24 protein-coding genes and 1 tRNA gene are annotated in these 25,385 nt (G+C 37.2%); 23 read left to right on the forward strand and 2 right to left on the reverse strand.

Translation table 11 applies throughout. From position 1 onward, the window contains the following. Positions 1 to 13: 13 nt before the first annotated feature. On the forward strand, positions 14 to 703 hold the full coding sequence (locus ACOEN1_RS08025) for a winged helix-turn-helix domain-containing protein (protein WP_422486295.1): 690 nt from the start codon (positions 14 to 16) through the stop codon (positions 701 to 703). A gap of 46 nt (positions 704 to 749) precedes the next feature. After that, positions 750 to 846: transfer RNA gene (locus ACOEN1_RS08030), tRNA-Sec, on the forward strand. Positions 847 to 893: 47 nt separating this feature from the next. Here the strand turns inward: ACOEN1_RS08030 and ACOEN1_RS08035 are convergent. Continuing rightward, a complete protein-coding gene (locus ACOEN1_RS08035; protein ID WP_422486297.1) occupies positions 894 to 2,111 on the reverse strand; it encodes an alanyl-tRNA editing protein in 1,218 nt (405 codons plus the stop codon). A 123-nt stretch (positions 2,112 to 2,234) separates the two neighbouring features. Here ACOEN1_RS08035 and ACOEN1_RS08040 point away from each other — a divergent pair, with 123 nt between their 5' ends. Then, positions 2,235 to 4,634 (forward strand): DNA internalization-related competence protein ComEC/Rec2, encoded by a 2,400-nt coding sequence (locus tag ACOEN1_RS08040; protein ID WP_422486298.1) that lies wholly within the window; start codon positions 2,235 to 2,237, stop codon positions 4,632 to 4,634. After that, on the forward strand, positions 4,621 to 5,646 hold the full coding sequence (gene holA, locus ACOEN1_RS08045; protein WP_422486300.1) for a DNA polymerase III subunit delta: 1,026 nt from the start codon (positions 4,621 to 4,623) through the stop codon (positions 5,644 to 5,646). The genes ACOEN1_RS08040 and holA overlap by 14 nt, the downstream gene beginning before the upstream one ends. Before the next feature lie 51 nt (positions 5,647 to 5,697). On the opposite strand, the gene rpsT is transcribed toward holA, so the two are convergent. Next, the gene (gene rpsT, locus ACOEN1_RS08050) at positions 5,698 to 5,961 is read right to left on the reverse strand and encodes a 30S ribosomal protein S20 (RefSeq protein WP_422486301.1); all 264 of its coding nucleotides are present in this window, start codon (positions 5,959 to 5,961) and stop codon (positions 5,698 to 5,700) included. A 226-nt stretch (positions 5,962 to 6,187) separates the two neighbouring features. Between rpsT and lepB the strand changes: the two genes are divergently transcribed. The 19 genes from lepB (at position 6,188) to ybeY (ending at position 25,307) form a co-directional block, all read left to right on the forward strand. Continuing rightward, on the forward strand, positions 6,188 to 6,739 hold the full coding sequence (gene lepB / locus ACOEN1_RS08055; protein ID WP_422486302.1) for a signal peptidase I: 552 nt from the start codon (positions 6,188 to 6,190) through the stop codon (positions 6,737 to 6,739). Positions 6,740 to 6,786: 47 nt separating this feature from the next. Continuing rightward, positions 6,787 to 8,598, forward strand: a complete 1,812-nt coding sequence (lepA, locus tag ACOEN1_RS08060; RefSeq protein ID WP_422486303.1) for a translation elongation factor 4 — start codon at positions 6,787 to 6,789, stop codon at positions 8,596 to 8,598. 63 nt (positions 8,599 to 8,661) lie between these two features. After that, positions 8,662 to 9,798: a radical SAM family heme chaperone HemW gene (gene hemW, locus ACOEN1_RS08065; RefSeq protein WP_422486304.1), complete on the forward strand. Its 1,137-nt coding sequence runs from the start codon at positions 8,662 to 8,664 to the stop codon at positions 9,796 to 9,798. Positions 9,799 to 9,908: 110 nt separating this feature from the next. After that, positions 9,909 to 10,958, forward strand: coding sequence for a heat-inducible transcriptional repressor HrcA (gene hrcA / locus ACOEN1_RS08070; protein WP_422486306.1), 1,050 nt, complete (start codon positions 9,909 to 9,911; stop codon positions 10,956 to 10,958). A gap of 5 nt (positions 10,959 to 10,963) precedes the next feature. Beyond that, positions 10,964 to 11,518, forward strand: a complete 555-nt coding sequence (gene grpE, locus ACOEN1_RS08075) for a nucleotide exchange factor GrpE (RefSeq protein WP_422486308.1) — start codon at positions 10,964 to 10,966, stop codon at positions 11,516 to 11,518. Between the two features lie 17 nt (positions 11,519 to 11,535). Further along, a complete protein-coding gene (gene dnaK / locus ACOEN1_RS08080) occupies positions 11,536 to 13,353 on the forward strand; it encodes a molecular chaperone DnaK (protein WP_422486309.1) in 1,818 nt (605 codons plus the stop codon). Between the two features lie 106 nt (positions 13,354 to 13,459). Next, positions 13,460 to 14,581, forward strand: a complete 1,122-nt coding sequence (gene dnaJ / locus ACOEN1_RS08085; protein ID WP_422486311.1) for a molecular chaperone DnaJ — start codon at positions 13,460 to 13,462, stop codon at positions 14,579 to 14,581. Between the two features lie 89 nt (positions 14,582 to 14,670). After that, positions 14,671 to 15,591 (forward strand): 50S ribosomal protein L11 methyltransferase, encoded by a 921-nt coding sequence (gene prmA / locus ACOEN1_RS08090; RefSeq protein ID WP_422486312.1) that lies wholly within the window; start codon positions 14,671 to 14,673, stop codon positions 15,589 to 15,591. Continuing rightward, positions 15,588 to 16,334: a 16S rRNA (uracil(1498)-N(3))-methyltransferase gene (locus tag ACOEN1_RS08095; RefSeq protein ID WP_422486313.1), complete on the forward strand. Its 747-nt coding sequence runs from the start codon at positions 15,588 to 15,590 to the stop codon at positions 16,332 to 16,334. The genes prmA and ACOEN1_RS08095 overlap by 4 nt, the downstream gene beginning before the upstream one ends. Beyond that, positions 16,334 to 17,632 carry a tRNA (N(6)-L-threonylcarbamoyladenosine(37)-C(2))-methylthiotransferase MtaB gene (gene mtaB, locus ACOEN1_RS08100; RefSeq protein ID WP_422486314.1) on the forward strand — a complete coding sequence of 433 codons (1,299 nt, stop codon included), beginning with the start codon at positions 16,334 to 16,336 and terminating at the stop codon, positions 17,630 to 17,632. Before ACOEN1_RS08095 ends, mtaB begins: the two co-directional genes overlap by 1 nt. Before the next feature lie 13 nt (positions 17,633 to 17,645). Next, positions 17,646 to 17,984: a histidine triad nucleotide-binding protein gene (locus tag ACOEN1_RS08105; RefSeq protein ID WP_422486330.1), complete on the forward strand. Its 339-nt coding sequence runs from the start codon at positions 17,646 to 17,648 to the stop codon at positions 17,982 to 17,984. 106 nt (positions 17,985 to 18,090) lie between these two features. Continuing rightward, positions 18,091 to 18,273, forward strand: coding sequence for a 30S ribosomal protein S21 (rpsU, locus tag ACOEN1_RS08110; protein WP_422486315.1), 183 nt, complete (start codon positions 18,091 to 18,093; stop codon positions 18,271 to 18,273). Between the two features lie 16 nt (positions 18,274 to 18,289). Continuing rightward, positions 18,290 to 18,733, forward strand: coding sequence for a GatB/YqeY domain-containing protein (locus ACOEN1_RS08115; protein WP_422486316.1), 444 nt, complete (start codon positions 18,290 to 18,292; stop codon positions 18,731 to 18,733). An 82-nt stretch (positions 18,734 to 18,815) separates the two neighbouring features. Next, positions 18,816 to 20,108, forward strand: a complete 1,293-nt coding sequence (locus ACOEN1_RS08120) for an NfeD family protein (protein ID WP_422486318.1) — start codon at positions 18,816 to 18,818, stop codon at positions 20,106 to 20,108. A gap of 1 nt (position 20,109) precedes the next feature. Further along, a complete protein-coding gene (floA, locus tag ACOEN1_RS08125) occupies positions 20,110 to 21,090 on the forward strand; it encodes a flotillin-like protein FloA (protein WP_422486320.1) in 981 nt (326 codons plus the stop codon). An 11-nt stretch (positions 21,091 to 21,101) separates the two neighbouring features. Further along, a complete protein-coding gene (locus ACOEN1_RS08130; protein ID WP_422486322.1) occupies positions 21,102 to 21,641 on the forward strand; it encodes a hypothetical protein in 540 nt (179 codons plus the stop codon). A 203-nt stretch (positions 21,642 to 21,844) separates the two neighbouring features. Further along, positions 21,845 to 22,762 (forward strand): PhoH family protein, encoded by a 918-nt coding sequence (locus tag ACOEN1_RS08135; protein WP_422486332.1) that lies wholly within the window; start codon positions 21,845 to 21,847, stop codon positions 22,760 to 22,762. Beyond that, positions 22,746 to 24,845 (forward strand): HD family phosphohydrolase, encoded by a 2,100-nt coding sequence (locus tag ACOEN1_RS08140; RefSeq protein ID WP_422486324.1) that lies wholly within the window; start codon positions 22,746 to 22,748, stop codon positions 24,843 to 24,845. The genes ACOEN1_RS08135 and ACOEN1_RS08140 overlap by 17 nt, the downstream gene beginning before the upstream one ends. 15 nt (positions 24,846 to 24,860) lie before the next feature. Next, positions 24,861 to 25,307, forward strand: a complete 447-nt coding sequence (gene ybeY, locus ACOEN1_RS08145) for an rRNA maturation RNase YbeY (RefSeq protein WP_422486325.1) — start codon at positions 24,861 to 24,863, stop codon at positions 25,305 to 25,307. Positions 25,308 to 25,385 lie beyond the last annotated feature (78 nt).

Consider the following 25,385-nt stretch of genomic DNA (forward strand, 5'->3'; position numbering starts at 1 on the left):
TTGAGGTGAGGGTATGAGCGGTAGAATACTGATAATAGACAACGATAGATCATTTGTGAAGGGATTACGCTACAGCCTTGAGCAGGATGACTATCGAATAGACATACTTTCCGAGGGAGCAAGTACCCTGGACCACATATCAAAGAAAGAGTACAATATGATTCTTATGGAAACTGAGTTGCCGGACATAAATGGACTTACACTATGTCAGGATATAAGAAACATTTCATCAGTTCCAATTATTTTTATAACTTCGGTTAATGAGGATATAAAGAAAATTCTTGCATTGGAATATGGTGCGGACGATTATATGGTTAAACCTTTTAATATATTGGAATTAAAGGCGAGGATAAAGGCTGTATTAAGAAGAATTAATCACAAGGTATCAGACAATGACAGCAATGTGGTTGAAATCAAGGATTTAAGAATTAATTCCGTTGGACGCAAAGTTACAAGGAATGATAAGAATATTTCATTAACAGGCAAAGAGTTTGACCTGTTGTATGTTTTAGCTTCAAACCCAGGCAAAGTTTTTACAAGAGAAGAATTACTGGAGAAAGTATGGGGTTATGCATATTATGGTGATTTAAGAACTGTAGATGTTCATATTCGAAGAATTAGAGAAAAAATTGAAAAAGATCCAAAGGCATCAGAGTACGTTCTAACCAAGTGGGGTGTAGGTTACTATTTTAAAGAAAATTAGGATTGTATTATTAACAGTTTTATTATATAATGGCTCTTGTAGCCATGGGGGTAGAGGAGTCCTGGTGGGCTCTCTGGTCTTCAACACCAGCGCGGGGCGTTAAGAGCGTCCTGGGTGAGTTCGATTCTCACATACTCCCGCCATCAAGAAAAGCACCTTTAAAGGTGCTTTTTTCCATATCACGAATCATTTATTCTTTGATTTCTGTTTCAAGCATTTGGACTATTAGTTCCATTGAACGGTCGAGAACAGAATTAAGATTTCCTGTAGTTACAGAACCTTGCACTGTATTTGGGTTTCCTCCGCCTTTGAGTCTAAACTCAGATGACAGCTGTTTATAAATTTCACCCAGGTCCATATTGATATCTTTGGATTTGCTTATTATAAATTGTCCAAGACCTTCGTTTGAAATGCCATAAATCTGAATAACTCTTTGGTAATTGTTGGATATATGACTGCCAAGTTGACTGAGTTCCTTGAAATCATACTGTTCATACAATCTTTTTATTATTCTGTTATCTCCGAATTTTTCTGATTCACTCACAAGACTGGAACTTTTCATGGTAATCAGTTCATCCTTGCGACTTCGTGACTCTTTCTCCAGGTCAGACTTTTCTGAAATGAGTTTTTCCACTTTAATCTCAATTCCATCATCTGAGGAGGATAGCATTCCTGCAATTGATCTGACAGACTTGAATTTTGAATTATAATCCAAAAATGCCCTCTGACCAGCAAGAAACTGTATTCTTAGATTTCCCTTGTAATGCTCCCATTTTGTAATCTTCAGAAGACCAAGTTCACCTGTGTGGTTAACATGGGTTCCGCCACAGGCAGAGTAGTCAAATCCGTCGATTTCTACCATTCTGATATTGTGTGCTACTGAAGGTGCCTTTCTAACTGGTAGCAACTTGATTTTTTCCTGGTCCACAAAATAGGATTTCAATTGGAAGTTAGATTGAATTATCTTGTTGCACAAGGCTTCTGCATTTGATGCCTCCTCATCTGACATATCAGATAAAGTTACATCTACTGAGGAATACTCTTTTCCCAGATGAAAGCTTATGGTTTCTCCACCCAGAAGAGTATAAAGAACACCCGAAAGGAGATGCTGACCGCTGTGCTGCTGCATCATATCGAATCTGTGAGCTGAGTCGATGGAGAGTCGCACCTTTGAACCTGATATATCCGATTTCAGGGCATGAATCAGGTTGCCGTTTTCTTCCACTGTTTCAATTACCATTTCATCATTGATGGATCCAATGTCACCAGGTTGTCCACCAGACATATCAGGATAGAATATAGTCTTGTCAAGCGTTATGTAAGTCTTGCCATTTTTCCTTTCCTTTTTAGTTATGGAAGATTCAGTCTCGTGTAAATAGGGATTTTCCCAATAAAGTTTTCTTGTCATAAATAGCACCGCCTTAAAATTTGTAATTTTGAATATTTAAAGAGTCATAAACATTTTCTGTGATATAATTAATCTAATTATATACCAATAAAACATAAATATAAAGCATTGAGGAGATAATACATGAGGCGACCTGCTTTAATTCCTGGGATCTTATTTGCCTTGGGAATTCTTACAGCTTATTATTTTAAAATTTCATCATCAAGCGCTCTTTTTCTGGCAACAGTTAGTGTGTTATTTTGGATGGTGTGTTTAATAAAGGGAAAAACAATTAAGCATATTCATCTTTTGATTATATTTCTCCTTGCGATACTCTATACAAATATTTCTCTGGAATCAAATCTATCAAATTACTCATCGCAAGATAGCCGATTTACTGGAACGATTCATAAATCATATGAGAGAGAAGATTACAGCAGCTATGATATTATAATAAATAGCATTAATGGAAAAGTGATTAAGGAAAAGGTAAGAACCAATCTTTATGAGACTGATCCATTAATACCAGGGATGACAGTTTATTTAGTAGGAGATCTGGTTGAGCCTAGGCCTAACACTAATCCCAGGTTGTTTGATTACAGGCAATACCTGTTGACTAAAAACATTAAACATATAATCAAGGCAGATGAGTCTACAGTACAAATAATACAAAACAGCCAGGCTCTTGGCTATAAGCTCCAAAATTCATTTAGACAGAGAATTGATATGGTTTATGATAGTTCATTATCACCAGAGAATGCAGGTTTTATGAAGGCATTGATCACTGGAGAAAAGGATTCCATACAGAATGAAGAGTATGAGATATACAAGGACATGGGTATAGCTCATATTTTAGCAATTTCCGGACTACATATTGGAATTTTATCAGGATTCCTCTTGTTAATCATGTCCATGTCGGGTCTAAAAAGAAAGATTTCAATCCCAATGACACTGGTATTTATCTGGACATTCAGTTATCTGGTAGGATTTCCTGAATCCGCTCTACGGGCCTCCATAATGATAACTCTGCTAATGGGCTCAAAATTGGTACATAGGCCATATGACCCAATCAACACTCTGGCTGTATCATTTATTGCAAGCCTTATGATAAATCCAATTTGGATTTTCAGCTTAGGCTTTCAACTGTCATACGGCGCTACATTATCCCTGGCTACAATCACACCCTGGATTATGGAGAGGGTATATCCGGCAAAAGGCAATTTGGTCAGGTCAATAGGCGCAGTGGCTGGAGTTAACTTAGGGATTCTTCCCTTGCAGAGCTACTACTTCAATCAATTGCCCGTGTTGGCTTTACTGTCAAATTTCTTGGTTATTCCTTTGGCAACTGTAAATCTGGTTATGGGTTTTGTAGTTATTCTGATTCCTTCAGTAGCACCGTTACTTGACTTGCTGCTTGAGACCCAGAGGTTGCTTATTAATATGCTAAGCAAAATACCTGTCAGGCCATTATCTGTATCATCACCTGAGATTTATGCTGTTATTATATATGTATTGATGATTTTTGTTGTTTTAAGATGGAGAGACATAATATTTGTAAGTAACAGAATCAGGAAAGTAGTGTTTGTGTTTTTGTTATTAGTTTCAATGACAGGAATCATGGAAGTTTTTACAGATCCAAGGACTGAAATTCATTTTATCGATGTAGGGCAAGGGGATTCTTCACTAATAAAAGTAGATGGGAATAATTATCTTGTAGATACAGGCGGAGCAATTTTTGGCAGCTACGATCCTGGTAAATCAGTTACCTTACCCTACCTTAAAAAACTCGGAATCAGACATCTGGATGGTGTTTTTATCAGTCATTATCACGAAGACCATTACAAAGGAATATTTTCAATTTTGGATGACATCGAGATTGAGGCTCTATATGTAAATGGAGAAATCTTGGATGATGAGTTGCATGCAGTTATTACAGAAAAAGCGATACCCGTATTTCGGATGATGCAAGGAAGTAATATAGGATTTAGTGATGGAAGCAAAATTGAATGCATTTGGCCTGAAATTTCAACTTACTCATTCACAAATGAAAACAATAACTCTTTGGTACTCATGTTTAATACTGCTGGTAAAACTACACTTTTTACAGGAGATATTGAAACTGAGGTAGAAAGAAAGCTAACAGGATTATCAGAGTATGGTGTAGATGTTTTGAAGGTGGCACACCATGGTAGTAAAACATCTTCATCTGCTAGCTTCGTTTCAAAAGTATCTCCGCAATTCAGTATCATTTCAGTTGGAAGAAACAACTCCTTTGGTCATCCCCATGATTCAGTGCTTGAAACCTTGGAGGTCAATGGATCAAAGATTTATAGAACTGACAACTCAGGGTTGATAAGAGTGTTATTTGAAAAAGACGAGATAATAGCAATACCTTACGAAGGACCGATGTATCAGGAAGATTTCAATGGGTTTATTTACGATAACTCACTTTCATTGAGTTGGACCATGATATATTATATACTAGCCTATATACTAGTAAGCAATTATAAAAAAATGGAGGAACATATACATGAAATACGATGAGTTCATAGATTCAATTAAAAAAGGGATTATAAACCCGGTTTACGTTTTTACTGGTGAGGAAACATATCTATTAGACTTGGCAGTTGAGAATCTAATCCAAGCATTTATGACATCTGACCAGAGGACCATAAATCTCTCAAATATTGAGGGCAAAACATCCGGACTGGATGACCTTAAGGCCAGTTGTGAGACATTGCCGTTTATGTCACAAAGGCGAGTTACAATATTAAGAAGCCCAGAGGCTTTGATTGACAAGGAGACGGATTCGGACAATCTGTTGAATTACATTAAAAGTCTTGGAGATCATCAATTGCTTTTAATAAACGACAGAAATGGAAAAATTAAGAAAAACACTAAACTATACAGACATCTCAATAAAATCGGAAGTGCAGTTATATTTGATAAACTCAAGGGCAAGGATTTAACAGATTGGGTGCGAAGTAGACTATCAGGAAGAGGAAAGGAAATGTCCTATACAGATATGAATTATTTTATTCAACAAAGCAGCTATTCAAGTCGAAATATCACTACAACACTCTATGATTTGGATAATGAAATCAAGAAGTTGTCTGATTACACTGCAGGAAAAACAATTGATCGGACTACCTTGGACAGTGTTTTGATTAAACCCTTGGATAAAAATATTTTTGATTTTTTGGGAGCTGTGGGAAGCAATGATTCCGACAGAGCAATGGAGGTTTTTAACGATATATATCTAATGAACGAACCTATACCAAGGATACTTTATATGATAAGCAGGCAGTTCAGGCTTTTGTTGGGCTATGTTGTATATAAGGAAAAAGGATATGCCTCAGGTGAAATACAGGAGAAATTAAAAATAAAGCCTTATGAATTTGGCAAAATTGCTGTTCAAGGGAATCAAATGAATCAGAAAAGATTAAGGGGAATATTGGAAGATATACTTCAGACAGACAAAAATCTGAAGACTTTGTCATCAGACCAAAGACTGGAAATGGAAATACTGATAATAAAATTGACAAAAGGCAAGTAAATCCAAAAAAATACAAAAAAGAAAAAAACTTCGGTTTGGCCGAAGTTTTAATTACATTGCTTTATTAAGTGTCTTAGTCAGACGACTAACTTTTCTTGCTGCAGCATTCATATGAACTACATTTTTGTGAGCTGCTCTCTTTAGTTTCTTATCAATGACCTTTAACAATGCTCTCGCTTCATCGAAATTTTCGTTGGCTACAGCACTCTCAAATTTCTTAATATATGTCTTAATTTCAGTTTTCTTACTCTTATTCAAGGCAGTTTGTTTAGCGGTTACAAGAATTCTTTTTTCAGCTGATTTAATATTTGCCACGATTTCACCTCCTCTAATCTAACAAAGGATATTGTACCATGTCATAAATCAAATTGCAAGAGAAAAATCACCCTAAGTACTGGTACTTATGACTTCCGTATAATATATATTATTGCAATGGATGATACTTGCCATTGATTTAAGGCTTATTAATGGTATAATATTCTTGGACATAAATCAAGAGTTTTTAAGATAAAAATTGCAAGTGAATCTAGGAGGCGCAGTAATGAGCGAAAATAGTGATAGTAAAAGAGGAAAAAGCGAAGCGATGGAGTGGGTTAAGAGTATATTAGCTGCCATAGCCATAGCATTAATAATAAAAACCTTTGTTTTTAATACCACTTATGTACTGGGAAACTCTATGTATCCCACTCTACACGAAAAGGACAGACTGTTTGCGATAAAGGTACCATTGTATTTTCATGGACCTGAACGAGGGGATGTAATAGTCCTTGAAGCACCTGATAGCCCTGGTAAAGATTATATTAAAAGGGTAGTTGGGATATCAGGTGATAAGATTCAGATTGAGGAGGGAAGAGTATACGTCAATGAAGAGCTCATTGATGAAAACTATCTTGAAGGTGATAAGTATACTCATACTTATCAGGAAAACATCTGGATTGTGCCTGAAGGAGATGTCTTTGTATTGGGAGATAATCGCGCTGAAGGAGCAAGTAAGGACAGTAGGTACTTTGGTACCATTTCTCTTGATAAAGTGAAGGGAGTTACAGAATTCAGATACTATCCGATTGATGACAGATTCGGTAGAATAGAGTAACCTCTGCAATGGAGGTTATTTATAAATAAGACACTAGGAGGAAAAGCATGCGCGTAAAACAGGAAAACATAAGAAATTTTTCCATAATAGCCCATATTGACCACGGCAAGTCAACCCTTGCTGACAGATTGATTGAAATGACAGGAATGTTGACATCAAGAGAGATGCAGGAACAGGTTCTTGATAAGATGGATCTTGAAAGGGAAAGGGGAATAACCATAAAGCTAAAGGCTGTGAGACTTGTCTACAAAGCCAACGATGGAGAGGAGTATGTGTTTAATCTTATTGACACTCCGGGACATGTTGACTTTAACTACGAAGTTTCACGTTCACTTGCAGCCTGTGAAGGTGCTGTGCTTGTAGTAGATGCAACACAGGGAGTGGAAGCTCAAACCTTGGCAAATGTGTACCTTGCAATTGATCAGGACCTTGAAATACTGCCTGTAATAAACAAAATTGATTTGCCAAGTGCAAGACCTGAGGAAATAATTGATGAGATTGAGGACATTATCGGTATTGAGAGCCGGGATGCTCCACTGATATCAGCAAAAGACGGCTTGAATGTAGAACAGGTTCTTGAGGCCATAGTGGCTAAGGTTCCAGCGCCGATAGGAGATCCCAAAGCACCTTTAAAGGCTTTGATATTTGATTCATATTATGATAGCTACAAGGGAGTGACTTGTTACATAAGGGTTTTTGAAGGTCAGGTCAAGGCAGGAATGATAGTTAAGATGATGGCAACAGGTAAGAGTTTTGAAGTTACTGAAGTTGGAATAAACACATCAAAGCACATACCAATGGACAGCTTGAGTGCTGGAGAGGTAGGCTATCTAACTGCAAGCATCAAGAACGTTAAGGAAGCAAGAGTTGGCGATACCATAACTGATCCAAATAATCCGACACCAAAGCCTCTGCCAGGTTATAAGAAAGTAATACCAATGGTTTACTGTGGAATATATCCTGCTGAAGGAGAAGACTTCAATACCGTAAGAGATGCACTGGAAAAGTTGCAGGTAAATGATGCAGCACTTGTATTTGAGCCTGAGACCTCAGTTGCTCTTGGATTTGGATTCAGATGTGGATTCCTGGGATTACTTCATATGGAGATTGTTCAGGAGAGACTGGAAAGAGAGTTTGATCTAAATATAATAACCACGGCACCAAGTGTAATATATCGAGTAACAAAGACGAATGGAGAGGTTATTGAGATACAGAATCCTTCAAATCTTCCTGCTCCAGCGGAGATATCATATATGGAGGAACCTGTAGTATCAGCATCCATTATGACACCGACAGAATATGTTGGCCCAATCATGGAGTTGTGTCAAAACAAGAGAGGGTCATATAAAAATATGGAGTATCTTGAGGAGACCAGAGTTGTGCTACATTATGATCTTCCATTGAATGAGGTTATTTATGACTTCTTTGATGCATTGAAATCAAAGACAAGGGGATATGCTTCATTGGATTATGAACTAAAAGGTTATCAGCAAAGCGAATTGGTTAAGATGGACATACTGATCAATGCTGAATTGGTCGATGCCTTCTCACTGATAGTCCATGAGGATAAGGCATATGAAAGAGGTAGATCTATAGCAGAGAGGCTTGTAGACGTAATTCCAAGGCATCAGTTTGCTGTGCCTATACAAGCTAGCATAGGTAGCAAAGTCATTGCCAGAGAGACCATCAGGGCCTTGAGAAAGGATGTTCTGGCCAAGTGTTACGGTGGAGATATATCAAGAAAGAGAAAATTGCTTGAAAAGCAGAAGGAAGGTAAAAAGAAGATGAGGCAAATTGGTTCAGTAGAGGTTCCTCAGGAAGCATTTCTTACTGTCTTGAAATATGACGAAAAAAAATAAATGCAAAAGGAAAAGTCACAAGGACTTTTCCTTTATTTTCTTTGAAAGTAGCAGGGAGGAAATATGAAGCAGATCGGATTGTATATCCATATACCATTTTGTGAAAAAAAATGTCATTACTGTGACTTTACATCAGTACCCGCTAATAGGGAACTTATAAAAAAATATGAAAAATATCTTATCAAGGAGCTTTTGATTCAGGCTGAAAAGTATGGAAATCATACGATAAGTACAATATTCATAGGTGGTGGCACACCTTCTATATTGGATGAAAAAAGCATAGGCAACATTCTCAGGAGCATCAGAGAGAGCTTTGCAATCAATCCTGATGCTGAAATATCCATGGAAATCAACCCTGGCACACTGACCTATGAAAAGGCTATGGGCTATAAGAAAGCCGGCATTAACAGAGTTAGCATGGGAATCCAGTCTATGAATGACAATACTTTAAGATTAATCGGTAGAATTCATAATGAACATCAGGTAGATTCCACTGTAGATATATTAAGAAAAGTAGGTTTTGACAATATCAACGGCGACTTGATTTTTGGTTTGCCCCACCAGAGTGTAGATGATTTTCATAAGACACTGGATAGAGTCATAGAGTTAAATCTTGAACATATCTCAATGTATGGATTGATTCTTGAGGAGGATACTCTTCTCTATCATTGGTATAAAAAAGGTCTGGTAACTATGCCATCGGAAGATGAAGAGAGACAGATGTATCACTCCGGGATCCAGATCCTGGAACAGAATGGATATAGACAGTATGAGATATCCAATCTAGCTAAAAAAGGCTTTGAGTGTAGACACAATCTTGGATACTGGATGCTGAATCCATATATTGGTGTTGGTCTGTCCAGCCATTCATCCATCGATAATCGAAGGTATTGGAATACATCGTTATTCAATGAATATTTCAGGATGATTGACGAGGATTTGCTTCCAATTTCAGGAGAGGAAATTGTCACTGCTGATCTGAGGGAATCAGAATACCTGATTTTACGAATTAGACTTAATGAAGGAATATCACTAATTGATTACAAAACTAGATTTAATCAATCTTTTATGCATAAGTACGAAAATATAATAGAAAAGCACATTGAATCAGGATTGTTGAAGATCATTGACGACAAAATAATTCTTACAGAAAAGGGCAAGGATCTTAGCAATTTAGTAGAGGTAGATTTTCTTCCATAGTAGGCAAAAAGTATTGACAAATACCTGTAAGGATGATAATTTATATATAGGATTAGCACTCGGCAATGTTGAGTGCTAACAATCATCCAGGAGAATTTAGAGGTGATATTATGTTGGATGACAGAAAAATGAGAGTACTGTATGCTATTATTGACAGCTATATAACTACAGCAGAACCAATTGGTTCAAGAACAATATCAAAATCATTTAATCTCGGAGTCAGTTCAGCTACTATAAGAAATGAAATGTCTGACCTGGAGGAGCTGGGCTACCTTAACAAAACCCATACTTCATCCGGGAGAGTTCCTTCTGACAAGGCTTATCGCCTTTATGTGGATAGCTTTATTAAGTTGGATAAGGAAACAATCAATAATAAACAAAAAATGGAAATCAGAAATGCACTTGAAAGGGAAAGCAAAGAATTGGACCAGCTGATTCAAAATTCAGCCAGACTTCTTTCCCACATAACAAGCTATACAGCTCTGGCATTGTCTCCTCAAATAAAGGAGACGAGAATTAAACACGTCCAGTTATTGCCAATTGACGAGTATCAGATTTTATTGATATTGGTAAATGAGAATGGACTGGTTAAGAATACGGTTTTCAAGACTGAACAGGCAATACCTGAAAATCAGCTTAATGCCATAACAAATATGCTAAATGAAAGACTTAGGAATATTTCATTCAATCAGTTGAATAAGGATTCCTTAAAGGGAATGTTCAATGAATTCTATAAATACAAGGATGAAGTAGAAAGACTTATGCCGATAATAAACAAATCTGTTGAAAGCATGGACAATATTGATCTTTATGCTGATGGAATAGGAATGCTTCTAAACTTTCCTGAGTATAAAGACATTGATAAGGTAAAGTCCATAATGTCATTTATTGAAGACAAGGATCAGTTAATGAATATCCTGCTTATGGATTCAATATCCAGGGATATAAACATCAGTATTGGGCAGGAAAATATTTATGCACCATTAAAGGACTGCAGCATAATAACTGCGACCTACAAACTTGAGGGAGAAACCGTAGGAAAGATTGGAATAATTGGTCCAACGAGAATGGATTACTTGCGACTTATTAAAACACTGAGAATTTTTTCGGATAATATTTCCGAGATAATAAATAATTCTAATGGAAGCGTTAAGAGGTGATTGTAATGGAAAAAGAGAACAACAGTTTCAAGGAGGACGAAAAGGACTTAAAGGAAGAAGATACCATTGAGACCGAGATTCCTCTTGAGGAAGAGGAGGAGGATCCCATTTTTAAGTCAAAAGCAATGCTTGAAGAAAAAGAAAATGAAATTTTGGATTTAAGCAATAAGTTGGCCAGATTACAGGCGGATTTCCAGAATTTTAAAAGAAGGACTGAAAAGGACAGGGAACAATCAATAATTTATGGCATTGAAGCTATAATCCTTGATCTATTACCAGTGATTGATAATTTCGAGCGTGCAATGAAATTACAGGAAGATAAAGAAGACAATTTTTACAAGGGAATTTCAATGATTGAAAAGCAGTTGGTAGAAGTACTGGAAAAAAATTCAGTTTATGAAATTGAAGCACTTGGCAATGATTTTGACCCTAATCTTCATCATGCAGTTTCTTCTGTCGAAAGTGATGAAAAACCTGGCACTGTAATAGAAGTCCTGCAAAAGGGTTATATTTTAAATGATAAAGTAATCAGACCTACAATAGTTGTTGTAGCAAAATAATTAAGGAGGAATAAAGAATGAGCAAAATAATTGGAATTGACTTGGGAACAACAAACTCAGCAGTTGCCGTCATGGAAGGTGGAGAAGCTGTTATAATCCCAAATGCTGAGGGTAACAGAACAACACCATCAGTAGTGGCTTTTACAAAGGATGGAGAAAGACTCGTAGGAGAAACAGCAAAAAGACAGGCTATAACAAATACTGAGAGAACAGTTCTGTCAATTAAAAGAGAGATGGGTAGTGATCACAAAGAAGATATTGACGGAAAAGCATATAGTCCTGAAGAAATATCAGCAATGATTCTTCAAAAGATCAAGGCGGATGCAGAGAGCTACCTTGGAGAAACAGTTACAGATGCAGTCATTACTGTGCCTGCATACTTTACAGACAGTCAAAGACAAGCTACCAAGGATGCAGGTAAAATTGCCGGACTTAATGTTAAAAGAATTATAAATGAGCCGACTGCAGCTGCATTATCTTATGGTCTTGACAAGGAAGAAGGTCAGCACAAAATAATGGTATTTGACCTTGGCGGAGGTACATTTGACGTATCAATTCTTGAACTTGGAGATGGAGTTTTTGAAGTTCTTGCCACAAGAGGTAATAATCACTTAGGTGGGGATGACTTTGACAATAAATTGATTGATTATATAGCAGACCAGTTTAAAAAGGAAAATGGCGTTGATCTGAAATCAGACAAGATGGCTCTTCAAAGACTGAAAGAAGCTTCAGAGAAGGCAAAGAAAGAGTTATCAACTACAAAATCAACCAACATAAATCTTCCGTTTATTACAGCAACCGCTTCAGGACCTTTGCACCTTAATATGGACATAACAAGAGCGAAATTTGATGAGCTCACTTCAGAGCTGGTTGATATGACAATTGAACCTGTAAAAGCAGCATTGAAGGATTCTGGATTGGGAGCATCTGATATAGAGAAGGTATTGCTGGTTGGTGGTTCAACAAGAATTCCCGCTGTTCAGGATGCTGTAAAGAAAATTATTGGAAAAGATCCACAAAAGGACATTAATCCTGACGAAAGTGTAGCTCTTGGAGCCGCAATTCAAGGTGGAGTACTGAGTGGAGAGGTTAAGGATCTGTTGCTATTGGATGTTACCCCACTTTCCTTGGGTATTGAGACACTTGGTGGAGTAACAACCAAGCTTATAGAAAGAAATACAACTATACCTACAAAGAAATCACAAGTATTTACCACTGCATCTGATAGTCAGACTTCAGTTGATATACACGTGCTGCAGGGTGAACGTCAGATGGCAAATGATAACGTAACTTTGGGTAGATTCCAGTTGACAGGCATTCCACCAGCTCCTAGGGGAGTACCACAAATTGAAGTTACTTTTGATATTGATGCCAATGGTATTGTAAATGTAAGTGCAAAAGACCTGGGAACAGGTAAAGAGCAAAAGATTACAATTACTGCCTCAACAAAGCTGAGTGAGGAAGAAATCAAGGATAAGGTTAAGGAAGCAGAAAGATTTGCTGAGGAAGACAAGCAAAAGAAAGAAAAGATTGAAGTCAGAAACAACGCTGACTCAATTGTCTATCAGACAGAAAAAACCTTGAAGGATTTGGAAGGCAAAATTGAAGCTGATGAAAAATCCAAGGTTGAAGAAAAACTGGAAGCTTTGAAGAAGGCACTTGAAGGTGATGACATCGATGACATCAAAACAAAAACTGAGGAATTGACAAATGAGTTCCATGCCATTTCACAAAAATTATATGAGACGGCACAGGATCAGGGAGCTCAGCAAGGTGAAGAGCCACAGGATGATGATGTAGTTGATGCTGATTACGAAGTTGTTGACGAAGACTAAATAATGAAATAGTATATTGTAAGAGTCTAGCATGATGACTTTTTCAAAATCAAAGCTAAACCAACTGGTTTAGCTTTGATTAATGATATTAAATGGAAGTTGGTGTATGGTAGTGAGAGATTTTTATGAAATACTTGATTTACCCAAAGATGCGACACAGGATGATATAAAGAGAGCATATAGGAAACTTGCAAAAAAGTATCACCCAGACCTTAATCCAAATGATTCAGAAGCAGAGCAGAGCTTCAAGGAAGTTAATGCAGCCTATGAGATTTTAAGCAATCAGGATAAACGTTCGCGCTATGACAGATATGGTCATGCTGGTATTGACCCACAGGCTGGTGGAGGAGACTTTGGAGGTTTTGGGGACATATTTGATGACCTGTTTGGTGGATTTGGTGGATTCGGAGGAAGAAGCTCAGGAAGAAGATCAGGTCCCGTTAGAGGTGCTGACATTCAACAGGGTGTTACTTTGGAGTTCAAGGAAGCCGTATTCGGAGTTGAAAAAGAAGTGCAGTTACGACGATACGAAACTTGCAGCTCATGTGATGGAACAGGTGCCAAGCCAGGAACTGAAAAGACAACCTGCACAAAATGCCACGGTTCTGGAGAAGTAAGATATGCTCAACAAACCCCATTTGGTCAGTTTGTTCAGGTTGGAGTATGTGACCAGTGTGATGGGGCAGGAGAGATAATCGAAGAAAAGTGTGAGACTTGCCATGGTAGTGGGAAAGAAATAAAGACCAGGAAAATCAATGTCAACATACCTGCAGGAGTTGATAGTGATTCTGTTATGACAGTGCGAGGAGAGGGACATAGCGGTGAAAAAGGTGGTCCACCAGGAGATCTTTACCTGTATATTTCAGTTAAGGAAGATCCTGTTTTTACGAGAAAAGGAGTAAATATTTATGTTACTGTACCTATAAGCTTCGCTCAGGCGACATTGGGCTCAGAAATTGAAATACCTACCCTTGAAGGAACGGAAACATACACTATACCGGCAGGGACTCCGTCCCATAGTAGATTCAAGCTGAAAAACAAGGGTGTAGCCAATGTTAGAGGACTTGGAAAAGGTGATTTGATTTTTACCGTTGAGGTAATAATACCAAAGGATATTACAGATAAGCAAAGAGAACTTTTACTGGATTATTCAAAGGGAATGGGTGAAAGCTACAAAGCTCCGGAGAAAAAAGGGTTCTTTAAAAAAGTAAAGGATGTATTTCAATAATCAACCACTTCGGTGGTTGTTTTTGTCTACTGGAAAAGAGTTGAAGTTTAGGGTATAATATGGTGAATAATAGATAAGGAAGTGATCTGATGAACTGGCTTGAGGTTATTATTAAAACGTCACCTGAAAATGAGGATATAGTAAGCAGTATTCTCTATGACAATGGTGCAACTGGACTGACGATTGAAGACCCGAATGATATAGTTGAGCTCGATAAAATAGAAGATGCATGGGATTTTATTGAACCTGACCTTTTTAAAACTGGTGATGATGAGATCATTATTAAGGCATACTATTCCGAAGCTGAAGATTTAAACCAGATAATGGAAGACATTACCGAGAAAATAACTAAAGGCGGTTTTGGTGAAATTCTTACAAGCAAGGTTGATGAAACCGATTGGGCTGAAAATTGGAAGATTCATTACAAGACCACAAAAATTGGAGATAATATTGTTATCAAGCCATCGTGGGAAGAATATCAACCAGAACCTGATGATATAGTAATTGAGCTTGACCCTGGCATGGCTTTTGGGACAGGTTCACATGAGACTACGGTAATGTGTGCAAAAGCTCTTGAAAAGTATGTAAATCAAAATACCACGGTATTTGATGTAGGTTGTGGAAGTGGTATTCTTGGTATAATAGCTGCCAAGCTAGGTGCAGGTAGAGTTCTTGCAATAGACTTGGATCCGATGTGCGTTAAAGTAACTAAAGAAAACGCAATCATAAACCAGGTAGACGAATCAATACAGGTAGAACAAGGGAATCTCCTCCATATGGTTGAAGAAAAGGCAGATGTTATAGTTGCAAACATAATTGCAGAAGTAATAGTAAATATAATACCTGGATTAAAGAATCACCTTGAGAAGGATGGTATTTTTATAGCTTCCGGGGTAATTGAGAGCAAGGCATATAAAGTCAAAAGTGCTCTTGAAGAAAATGGTTATGAGATAATCCAAACTGAGTTAATGAATGGTTGGACAGCAATCACTTCCAAAATGGTGATATGATGCATAGGTTTTTTACTGAAAACTCAATCGATGACAATGATAAACTTGAAATCAATGGCGGAGATGTAAAGCATATACGAGATGTACTTCGCATATTACCAGGTGAGCATATAGAAATAGTCACTGGTAACAAGGCATATGTATGTAATATAATGGAAATCAGCAAGAGTGCCATTATAACTGAGATTCTTAATCCCATTGAAAAGAGTCATGAATCTCCTGTGAAAATAAATTTATTCCAGGGATTGCCAAAAAGTTCAAAGATGGAAACAATATTACAGAAATGCACAGAAATAGGGGTAGCAAGTTTTTATCCGCTTGTTACCAATAGAACCGTAGTAAAATTGAAAGATGACAAAAAGGAAAATAGGAAAATTGAAAGATGGGAAGCCATAGTGCATGAAGCTTCAAAGCAGTCAAAACGGGATAGAATTCCTGTTGTTAATCCTGTTATAGATTTCAGGGAGCTTGTCGTCTACTTAAAGGAAGGAATCACAATAGTGCCTTATGAAGCATCAACTGACAAGGGAATCAAGGATGTTCTCAAGTCATTGAAAATCTCAGATACAGTTAACATAATAATTGGACCTGAAGGCGGATTTGAGGAGGAAGAAATAAAGAAGCTTGTAGGATTGGGTGCTAAGATAGTATCACTTGGACCCAGAATACTGAGAACTGAAACAGCAGGCATGGTAGCTTCGTCTATTGTGCAGTATGAATATGGAGATTTGGGAGTGATTTAATGAATTCAGTAGCTTTTCATACCTTGGGTTGCAAAGTAAATCAATATGAGACTGAGGCTATGGAAGAATTATTTGAGAAAAATGGTTACAATGTAGTCGGAGAAGAAGGCTATTCAGATATATATGTAATCAATACATGTACAGTAACAAACCTGTCGGACAGAAAGTCCCGACAGTTTATAAGAAAATCAAAGAAAAAAAATCCAGATGCGATAGTTGCAGTAGTTGGTTGCTATTCGCAGGTATCACCTGAAGAGGTTGAAAATATTGAAGGTGTTGATGTAATAATAGGTACCAGCGAAAGAGGTAGAATAGTTGAACTTTGCGAGGAAGCTTCGTCAACAAAGAAAAAGATAAATATCGTAAGATCCGTAAAGACTTATAAGGAGTTCGAGAAGATTGACATCGATAAACTAAAGTCAAGGACCCGAGCATTTGTAAAGATACAGGATGGTTGCAACCAATTTTGCAGCTATTGCATAATTCCATATGCCAGGGGTCCAATAAGAAGCAGGAAGTACGGTGAAATAGAAACTGAAATAAAAAAATTGTCTAAAGCAGGCTTCAAGGAAATAGTGCTGACTGGGATTCATGTTGCATCCTATGGAAAAGATTTAAAGAAGGAGTCCATTGGAGAAGTAATTGATAAAATTAGCCTGATTGAGGGTATTGAAAGAATAAGGCTTAGTTCTCTTGAGCCTACACTTATTGATGATGATTTTATGGGTATAATGACTAAAAGCTATAAGATATGTGATCATTTCCACCTTTCATTGCAAAGTGGATCAGACACTGTACTAAAGAGGATGAGCAGGAAATATACTACCGAAGACTACAGAGAGAGAGTACGTTTAATAAGGGAGTATTTACCAGATGCAGGGATAACTACCGATATAATTGTTGGATTTCCTGGAGAAACCGAGGAAGAATTTAAGGAAACAATGAATTTTGTGGAAGAAATTGGATTCTCAAGAATTCATGTGTTCAAGTATTCCCCTAGAAAAGGAACCCCAGCTGCAATCATGGAAAACCAGATTCACGGTGAGACAAAAAATATGAGAAGCGAAACGCTAATAGCACTTGGAGACAGATTATCAAAAGAATTCAATAGTAAATATCTAGATAAAACCAAAGATGTCCTTTACGAGGAACATACAAAAAAGAATTCTGATGTATACGAAGGATATACTTCAAATTATATACGCGTCAGGACTCCTTCGAATGTCGACATAATCGGAAAAATCCAGGCTACAAAACTCAGTGGCATTAAGAATTCCTATATTGAAGGAGCTTTATAAGGAGGTGTAAATGATGGATTGCTTGTTTTGTAAGATTGCCAACAAAGAAATTCCGAGTGATTTAATTTATGAGGATAAATATGTAGTTGCTTTCAAGGACATAAACCCTCAGGCACCGGTGCATTTTTTAGTGGTTCCAAAAGTGCACATTAGATCATTGGATTATCTGAACGAGGACCAGAACTACCTGATTTCACACATTTTCAAGCTGATTCCTAGTCTGACCAAAGAGCAGGGAGTTGAAAATGGATATCGGGTAGTCAACAATTGTGGACCTGAAGGTGGGCAGACTGTCGACCATATTCATTTTCATGTACTTGGCAAAAGAGAAATGTTATGGCCACCAGGCTAAAAATAGTTGAAATTATCCACGATATATTGTATAATGATTTAGTGTGCAAGCCATACTCTTGGCAGTATTGTAACACTCTTGTAGTTGAGAGGGGAGGGAAGGATCGATGACAGAAATTAAAGTTGGTGAAAACGAATCTCTTGACAATGCTCTTAAAAGATTTAAAAGATCATGTGCAAAATCAGGGGTAATAGGTGAGGTTAGGAAAAGAGAACACTATGAAAAACCAAGTGTTAAACGTAAAAAGAAATCAGAGGCAGCAAGAAGAAAGAAAAATTCCAAGTATTAATTAAGAAGGTGAACTAATGTCCCTTAAAGATAAACTCATGGATGATCTTAAAACTTCCATGAAAAACAAGGATACTATAAGGAAAAATACTGTCACTATGGTCAGGGCAGCTGTGAAACAGAGAGAAGTTGACGAAAGAATTGAACTGAATGATGAAGATGTTCTCGATATAATCTCTAAACAGCTGAAAGAAAAGAAGATGGCTATAGAGGAATTCAAGAAAGGCTCTCGCCAGGATCTTGTTGATACAACTGAATCAGAGATTGAGATTCTTTTGGATTATTTACCAGAGCAATTAAGTGAAGAAGAGGTGGAAGAAATAGTCAAGGAAACAATTGAAGAAATTGGAGCCACCTCAATTAAAGATATAGGTCTTATAATGAAATCTACAATGCCTAAAGTAAAAGGCAGGGCGGATGGAAATATGGTAAACAAGGCCGCAAGAAAAATGCTGAATTAACCTGAGTTTTACTCAGGTTTTTTGCTATATTTTAAAGAATTTGGGTATCAATTGTAAGTGGAACTTAATTGGAGGTGAGTATGTGAAAAAAATAAGATTTCTGGCTTTTTTTATAATTCTGTTTGTTGTTTTTATATCCTCAGAAAGCGTTATGGCTCAGAGTCCCGGTAAGGTTTATGTAGTACCTATCAAAGGAGAGATTAATCGTGCGACTCACAACTACGTAAGGGATGTTGTAAATGACCTAAACAATGAATCCAATGTAGAGGCTATAATTTTTGAGATTGACACTTACGGTGGACTTGTAGAAGAGGCAATAAAAATAAAAGATGTAATTATTGGAACAAATATTCCGACTATAACCCTTGTCAACAACAAGGCAGCATCAGCAGGAGTTTTGGTTACTATTGCAGGAGAACATATTGCAATGGCTGAAAATGCTGTGATAGGATCTGCTGAAACCATTCCCAACACTGAAAAGATTATTTCAATGTGGAGAGGGGTACTGAGAGATACTGCTCAATACAGAGGAAGAGACGCGCTCCTGCTTGAATCCATGGCGGATAGTGACATATCAATTGAAGGAGTTGTTGAGGCTGGAAAACTCCTCAATCTTACAGCTCAGGAGTCCTATGATCTAGGATTGGCAGATATTTTATCAACTGATTACAATGTGATACTTGAGCACTTTGGATATGAGGCGTCCCAGGTTGAAGTCATGGAAGAGGGACTGCAGGTCAAGCTATCAAAATATATCTCAAATCCTTATATCAGTACACTTCTTCTAACATTGGGATTTGTAGGTTTGGTGCTTGAAATACTGACTCCTGGATTCGGTTTGGGAGGTACGATTTCCTTAATGGGATTCGGCTTGTATTTTGGTGGTAACATTCTCGCTGGAAACTCGAACTGGACATCATTGATATTGTTTGTGGTAGGTTTAGGTTTGCTTGTGATAGAAGGAATAGTGCCTGGATTTGGACTTCCTGGAATTGGAGGCATAATATTTGTACTGGCAGGAACCGTTTTGGCGATGCAAGACCTTACTGCAGCAGTACTGTCCTTAAGCATTGCAGTGATAGTAACAACACTGGTGGCGATAGTTATGGTAAAACATGGTTATAAAAGTAAAATTTTAAGCCGAATAATATTAAGCAATAAACTCGATAGTGCCAGAGGGTATCTAAGTACTAACTCCATGAGTGATCTAGTGGATAAGGAAGGCTCAGCTTTATCAGAACTTCGACCTTCGGGTTTTATAGTTATAGATGGAGAGAAATACGACGCACTGGCAGAAACTGGTTATATTCCTGAAAATACCAATGTCAAGGTCGTAAAGGTTGAAGGATCAAAAATATTTGTAAGGAGGATTTAGAATGGATCTTGTTTTCACATTAGCAATCGCAATTGGTATCATAATTCTACTGATGCTGTTCTTTACTTTTGTACCTATAGGACTGTGGATTACTGCATTCTTTGCCGGCGTAAAGGTAAAAATAACAACATTGATAGGTATGAGATTGAGAAGGGTTGTACCTAGCAGAATAATCAACCCTATGATCAAAGCAACAAAAGCCGGACTAGACATCAATATTGATGATTTAGAGTCACATTATCTGGCAGGAGGAAATGTAAATACCTTGGTGGATGCGCTTATAGCAGCTCAAAGAGCTAATATACCATTGGTATTTGAAAGAGCTGCAGCCATTGATCTGGCAGGAAGGAATGTTCTTGAGGCAGTACAGGTCAGCGTAAATCCAAAGGTTATTGAAACACCTCAGATCGCAGCTGTAGCTAAAAACGGAATTGAGGTAGTTGCAAGAGCCAGAGTAACCGTTCGTGCGAATATTGAAAGACTTGTCGGAGGTGCTGGCGAGGAAACAATAATTGCCAGAGTAGGCGAAGGTATTGTTACTACAGTCGGTAGTGCCAATTCACACAAGGATGTGTTGGAAAATCCAGATAGTATATCAAAGACAGTTCTTGGAAAGGGATTGGACGCAGGTACAGCATTTGAGATACTTTCCATAGATATTGCTGATGTTGATGTAGGAAGAAACATTGGTGCTAAGCTTCAGATGGAACAGGCAGAAGCAGACAAGAAGATTGCACAGGCAAAAGCAGAGGAAAGAAGAGCTATGGCTGTAGCAAGAGAGCAGGAAATGAGAGCAGAAGTACAGTCCATGAATGCAAAGCTTGTAGAAGCAGAAGCTCAGGTACCATTGGCATTGGCACAGGCTTTAAAGGAAGGAAATCTTGGTGTTATGGATTATTACAACATGAAGAATATACTTGCTGATACAGATATGAGAGATTCAATATCCAAGGTAGCCGACGAAGAAAATGAAACAAAATAGGAAGTGATTAAATGGATAGTCCTATAATCATTCTGGTCTTTTGGGTCTTGATAAATATTCTTTTAAAAAGCTCCAGAGACAAGAAAAAAGCTGAACAGGCAAGAAGAAGAACCGGACAAGGAAGTTCACAAAACAGGCAAAAGCCTCAGGAAGGCAGGTCCCGGATGAACACCGGGATGAAGGACTTCAAGAAAGCGCTGGATGATTACAAGGAACAGATTGAAAGAGAACTTAACCCAGAGAAAAAAGTTCCTGTCAAACCCATTGCAAATGATGCAAAGAGGACAGTTGAAAAACCTGAGAATAGACAACAAAAAAGGGAATTACGTACTTTCAGGGAAGGACGTTTTTGGGAAGATATTGTTGTAGAAGAGGATACTCCAGATGATGAAGAAATCGAAGTTGTTGTTACTGGAGCATCTAAAAGAAAAGGATCTAAAAGTGGTTCGGGTGGCCTTTTTGATATTCGGAATGATATCATAAAAGGTGTGGTTTACTCTGAAATACTTGATAAACCGAAGAGCTTGAATAAAAGAAGAAGTCCTCGTTAGGGCTTCTTTTTCTATGGGCAAACATATAAATGACATAAATTCACTTATTACAAATAGTTACACATGTTTTAATTATATAGAAAACAACCCTTTTCTATGGTATGATTTATTTAGTTAACATACAAATCCACATATCGAGGAGGAACTTGAATTTGACTTTAATCAATGAAGAATCGTTTATAGAGATAAATGACAATAATACAATGAAAGAGCTTGTTGGGAATCTTGACTCCAATATTAAATCTATAGAAGAAAAAATGGATGTAAAACTAAGAATCAAGGATAATGCTATTACAATATACGGATCTCCGAAAAAAATAGCAATGACACAAAGACTTTTTGAGAATCTTAATTACATTATTCAGAAGCAGAACAGATTAGAGGAGCAGGATTTAAAATATGCAATTGAATTTATCAAATCTGGCAAGGAAGGCAGTCTAAAAGAATTGTTGGACGATGTACTTTGTATTACTGCATCAGGCAAGAGCATTAAGCCAAAGACTTTTGGACAGAAAAGATATATTGATTCATTAAGAAAGCATGACATAGTATTTGGAATAGGACCAGCCGGGACTGGTAAGACTTATCTTGCAATGGCTATGGCCGTTCAAGCCTTTAAAAACAGAGAGGTTAACAGAATAGTTCTCACAAGACCAGCGGTAGAGGCTGGCGAGAATCTTGGGTTCCTGCCGGGAGACCTGCAAGAGAAGGTGGATCCCTATTTAAGACCGATTTATGATGCTCTTTTTGAAATCTTGGGAGTTGAGACATATTTAAAATATTTTGAAAAGGGATTAATAGAGGTTGCACCTCTTGCATACATGAGAGGTAGAACTCTGGATTCTGCTTACGTAATATTGGATGAAGCTCAAAATACTACAAACGAACAGATGAAGATGTTCTTGACAAGACTTGGTTTTGGATCAAAGGCTATTATTACAGGAGACATAACTCAGATTGACCTGATTAGAGGAAGGGAATCCGGTCTTAAGACAGTAATGGGGATACTTGAAGATGTCAAAGGTATAGATTTTATTAGACTTACTAGCGCTGATATTGTAAGACACCCACTTGTGCAGAGAATTATAAATGCATATGAAATCCATGAGAGCAAAAAATAAGATATCGCTAAGATATCGCATTGACAGAAGGTTGGTGTTTTTGATGCTTAAAAAGCTAAAAACTGTTTTTAAAGGTTTAGATATTGACAATGGAATAAGAAAAACAACAGGTGTTTTTCTGTTGTTTTTTGTTATGCTTTTTATTCTTGCCATTACTCAGTCCCAGTTTAGAAACATTGAGTTGGAAGTAGGCGAGAAAGCATCCGAGGACATCAAAGCACCTTATAGAATTGAGGACTTGGGTACATACGAAGCTCAGGTCAATGAAGCAATGAAGAACATGGAGTCTGTTTATAGGATATCACCAACTATACAAATAACTTCAAAAGCAAAAATCTCAGGTTATTTGGATCTGGTAAGAGATGTTAAACTTAGAAACAATCTAAGTGAGAAGGGTAAATCGGATGAGTTGGAAATCAAAAGCCCAATAGAGTTGTCCACGGATATTCATCAGGCAGCAATAGATTCAACATTTTCCAGTCTAAACACGGTAGAGGCAATAACAGAAGATCTGTTATCCCAGATTCTAGCCCAAGGAATAAGGGAAGATGAGTTGGGTTATCAGTTAAGAGAAATTGATAGTATTGTCAACTCGCTGAATCTGGAAGATAAGGAACAACTTTTGGTTGCTTCAATTCTAAATGAAATAGTTGAACCTAATGAGTTTGTAGATACAATTGCTACTGAGAGACAAATGGAAAGAGTTCGCAGTAGTATCATAACACCTGTAATTGAACAAAATGAGATAATTGTTAACAAAGGTGACGTTATTTCAACAGAACAAATGAGAATAATTGAAATCGCTCAGCTAGAGAATCGTGAGACTGGATCATGGCTAAGATATATCGGGATAACAATTCATTTGCTTATGCCATTAATTGCCCTGATGTTATATTTTATATATTTTTATCCTGAAGTGCTGAGAGGAAGACTTGTCTATTTAGTGTTTTCTTCATTATTGATTACCCTGTTTCTGGGAAGAGTCATGGAATATATATCGCCTTACCTTATACCTTCAGCTATAAATGCAATTGTTGTCACATTGATGGTTGGGCCAGGTGTGGCAATTATTACTAACATGGTTCTTGTATATATTCTTAATTTTATGTGGAGTATTCCAGGAGAACTTGTAGTAGTGATGTTGATTGGAAATTCAGCAGGTATACTTCTATTGGTGCATCAGAATCAGAGACATAGAGTACTCTTAAATGGTTTATACATGGGCTTGATTGGTTTTATTGTTTACTTGGGATACTTTTTTCTTGGAAATTTTTCGACAAGAGACCTAATCGTTAACGGTGGCTTAGTAATCATATCAGGATTGGTATCCGGAATTATAACATTAGGGACCTTGCCACTGTGGGAGAATCTTTTCAATGTGTTAACTCCATTGAAATTGATGGAATTAACAGATCCAAATCAACCAATACTAAGAAGGCTCTTTGTTGAAGCTCCTGGCACATATCACCATAGCCTTATTGTGGGCAGTCTTTCAGAATCTGCTGCAGCATCCATAGGAGCAAATCAACTTCTGGCAAAGGCGGGGGCATACTACCATGACATAGGCAAATTGAAAAGACCCGCATATTTTAAAGAAAACCAATTTGGCATAGACAATCCACATGACGATCTAGAACCATTACAAAGTACTCAGATTATTATTTCTCACTGGGAAGATGGTATGAAGCTGGGCAAAGAAACAAAATTGCCCCGTGAAATAATGGACATAATTGATCAACATCATGGAAAAACATTGATTTCATACTTTTATCACAAAGCTGCAGAGGATAATCAAAATATTCCCGAGAAAGACTTCAGATATGGCGGTGAAAAACCCAAATCTAGAGAGTCAACAATTGTTATGCTGGCAGATTCAGTCGAAGCTGCAGTGAGAAGTATAAAGGATATGAAGGCGGATTCAATAGAAAAAATGGTCAAAAAGATCATTAAAGGGAAAATAGACGATGGGCAGTTGGAGGAATCACCTATTACTGCAAAAGAGATAAATACTATATCAGAAACATTTATATCCGTATTGAAGGGGATATATCACGAGAGGATTGAGTATCCTGAAAAATCATGACAAAAGGAGAAGAAAATGGAAGTTTTATTTGATAACCGACAAGACAAAGTCGAAATAGAGAAGGAAACAGAGGAGTTGCTGTCAAAAGTAATAGAAACAACCTTGCTTGTTGAAGGCATAACTTTGGATTATGAGGTCAGCGTATCTTTTGTAACAAATGAAGAAATCAAGAATTTGAATCGACAATACAGAAATGTTAATGGAGAGACTGATGTTTTATCGTTTCCATTTGATGATGAATTTGAAACAGGGATAAATATTCTGGGTGACATTGTATTGTCTGTTGAGAAAGCAGTTGAACAGGCAAAGGATTTTGGGCATTCAGTAGAAAGAGAGCTTGCATATCTTACAGCTCACAGTACACTTCATTTAGTTGGGTATGATCATATGAACGACGAGGACAAAGAAACAATGCGAGAAAAGGAAAAGTTGATTATGAAAAAGCTCCAGATATTTAAATAACGATAGTGTAAAGTAGCTTATGAAAAGAAGAACTACAATGAATAGCTACTACTTAGAGGATAATATTGAAGTTCAATC

It is taken from the genome of Gudongella sp. DL1XJH-153 (genome assembly GCF_049310905.1).
In the GTDB taxonomy this organism is placed as follows: Bacteria; Bacillota; Clostridia; order Tissierellales; family Tissierellaceae; genus Gudongella.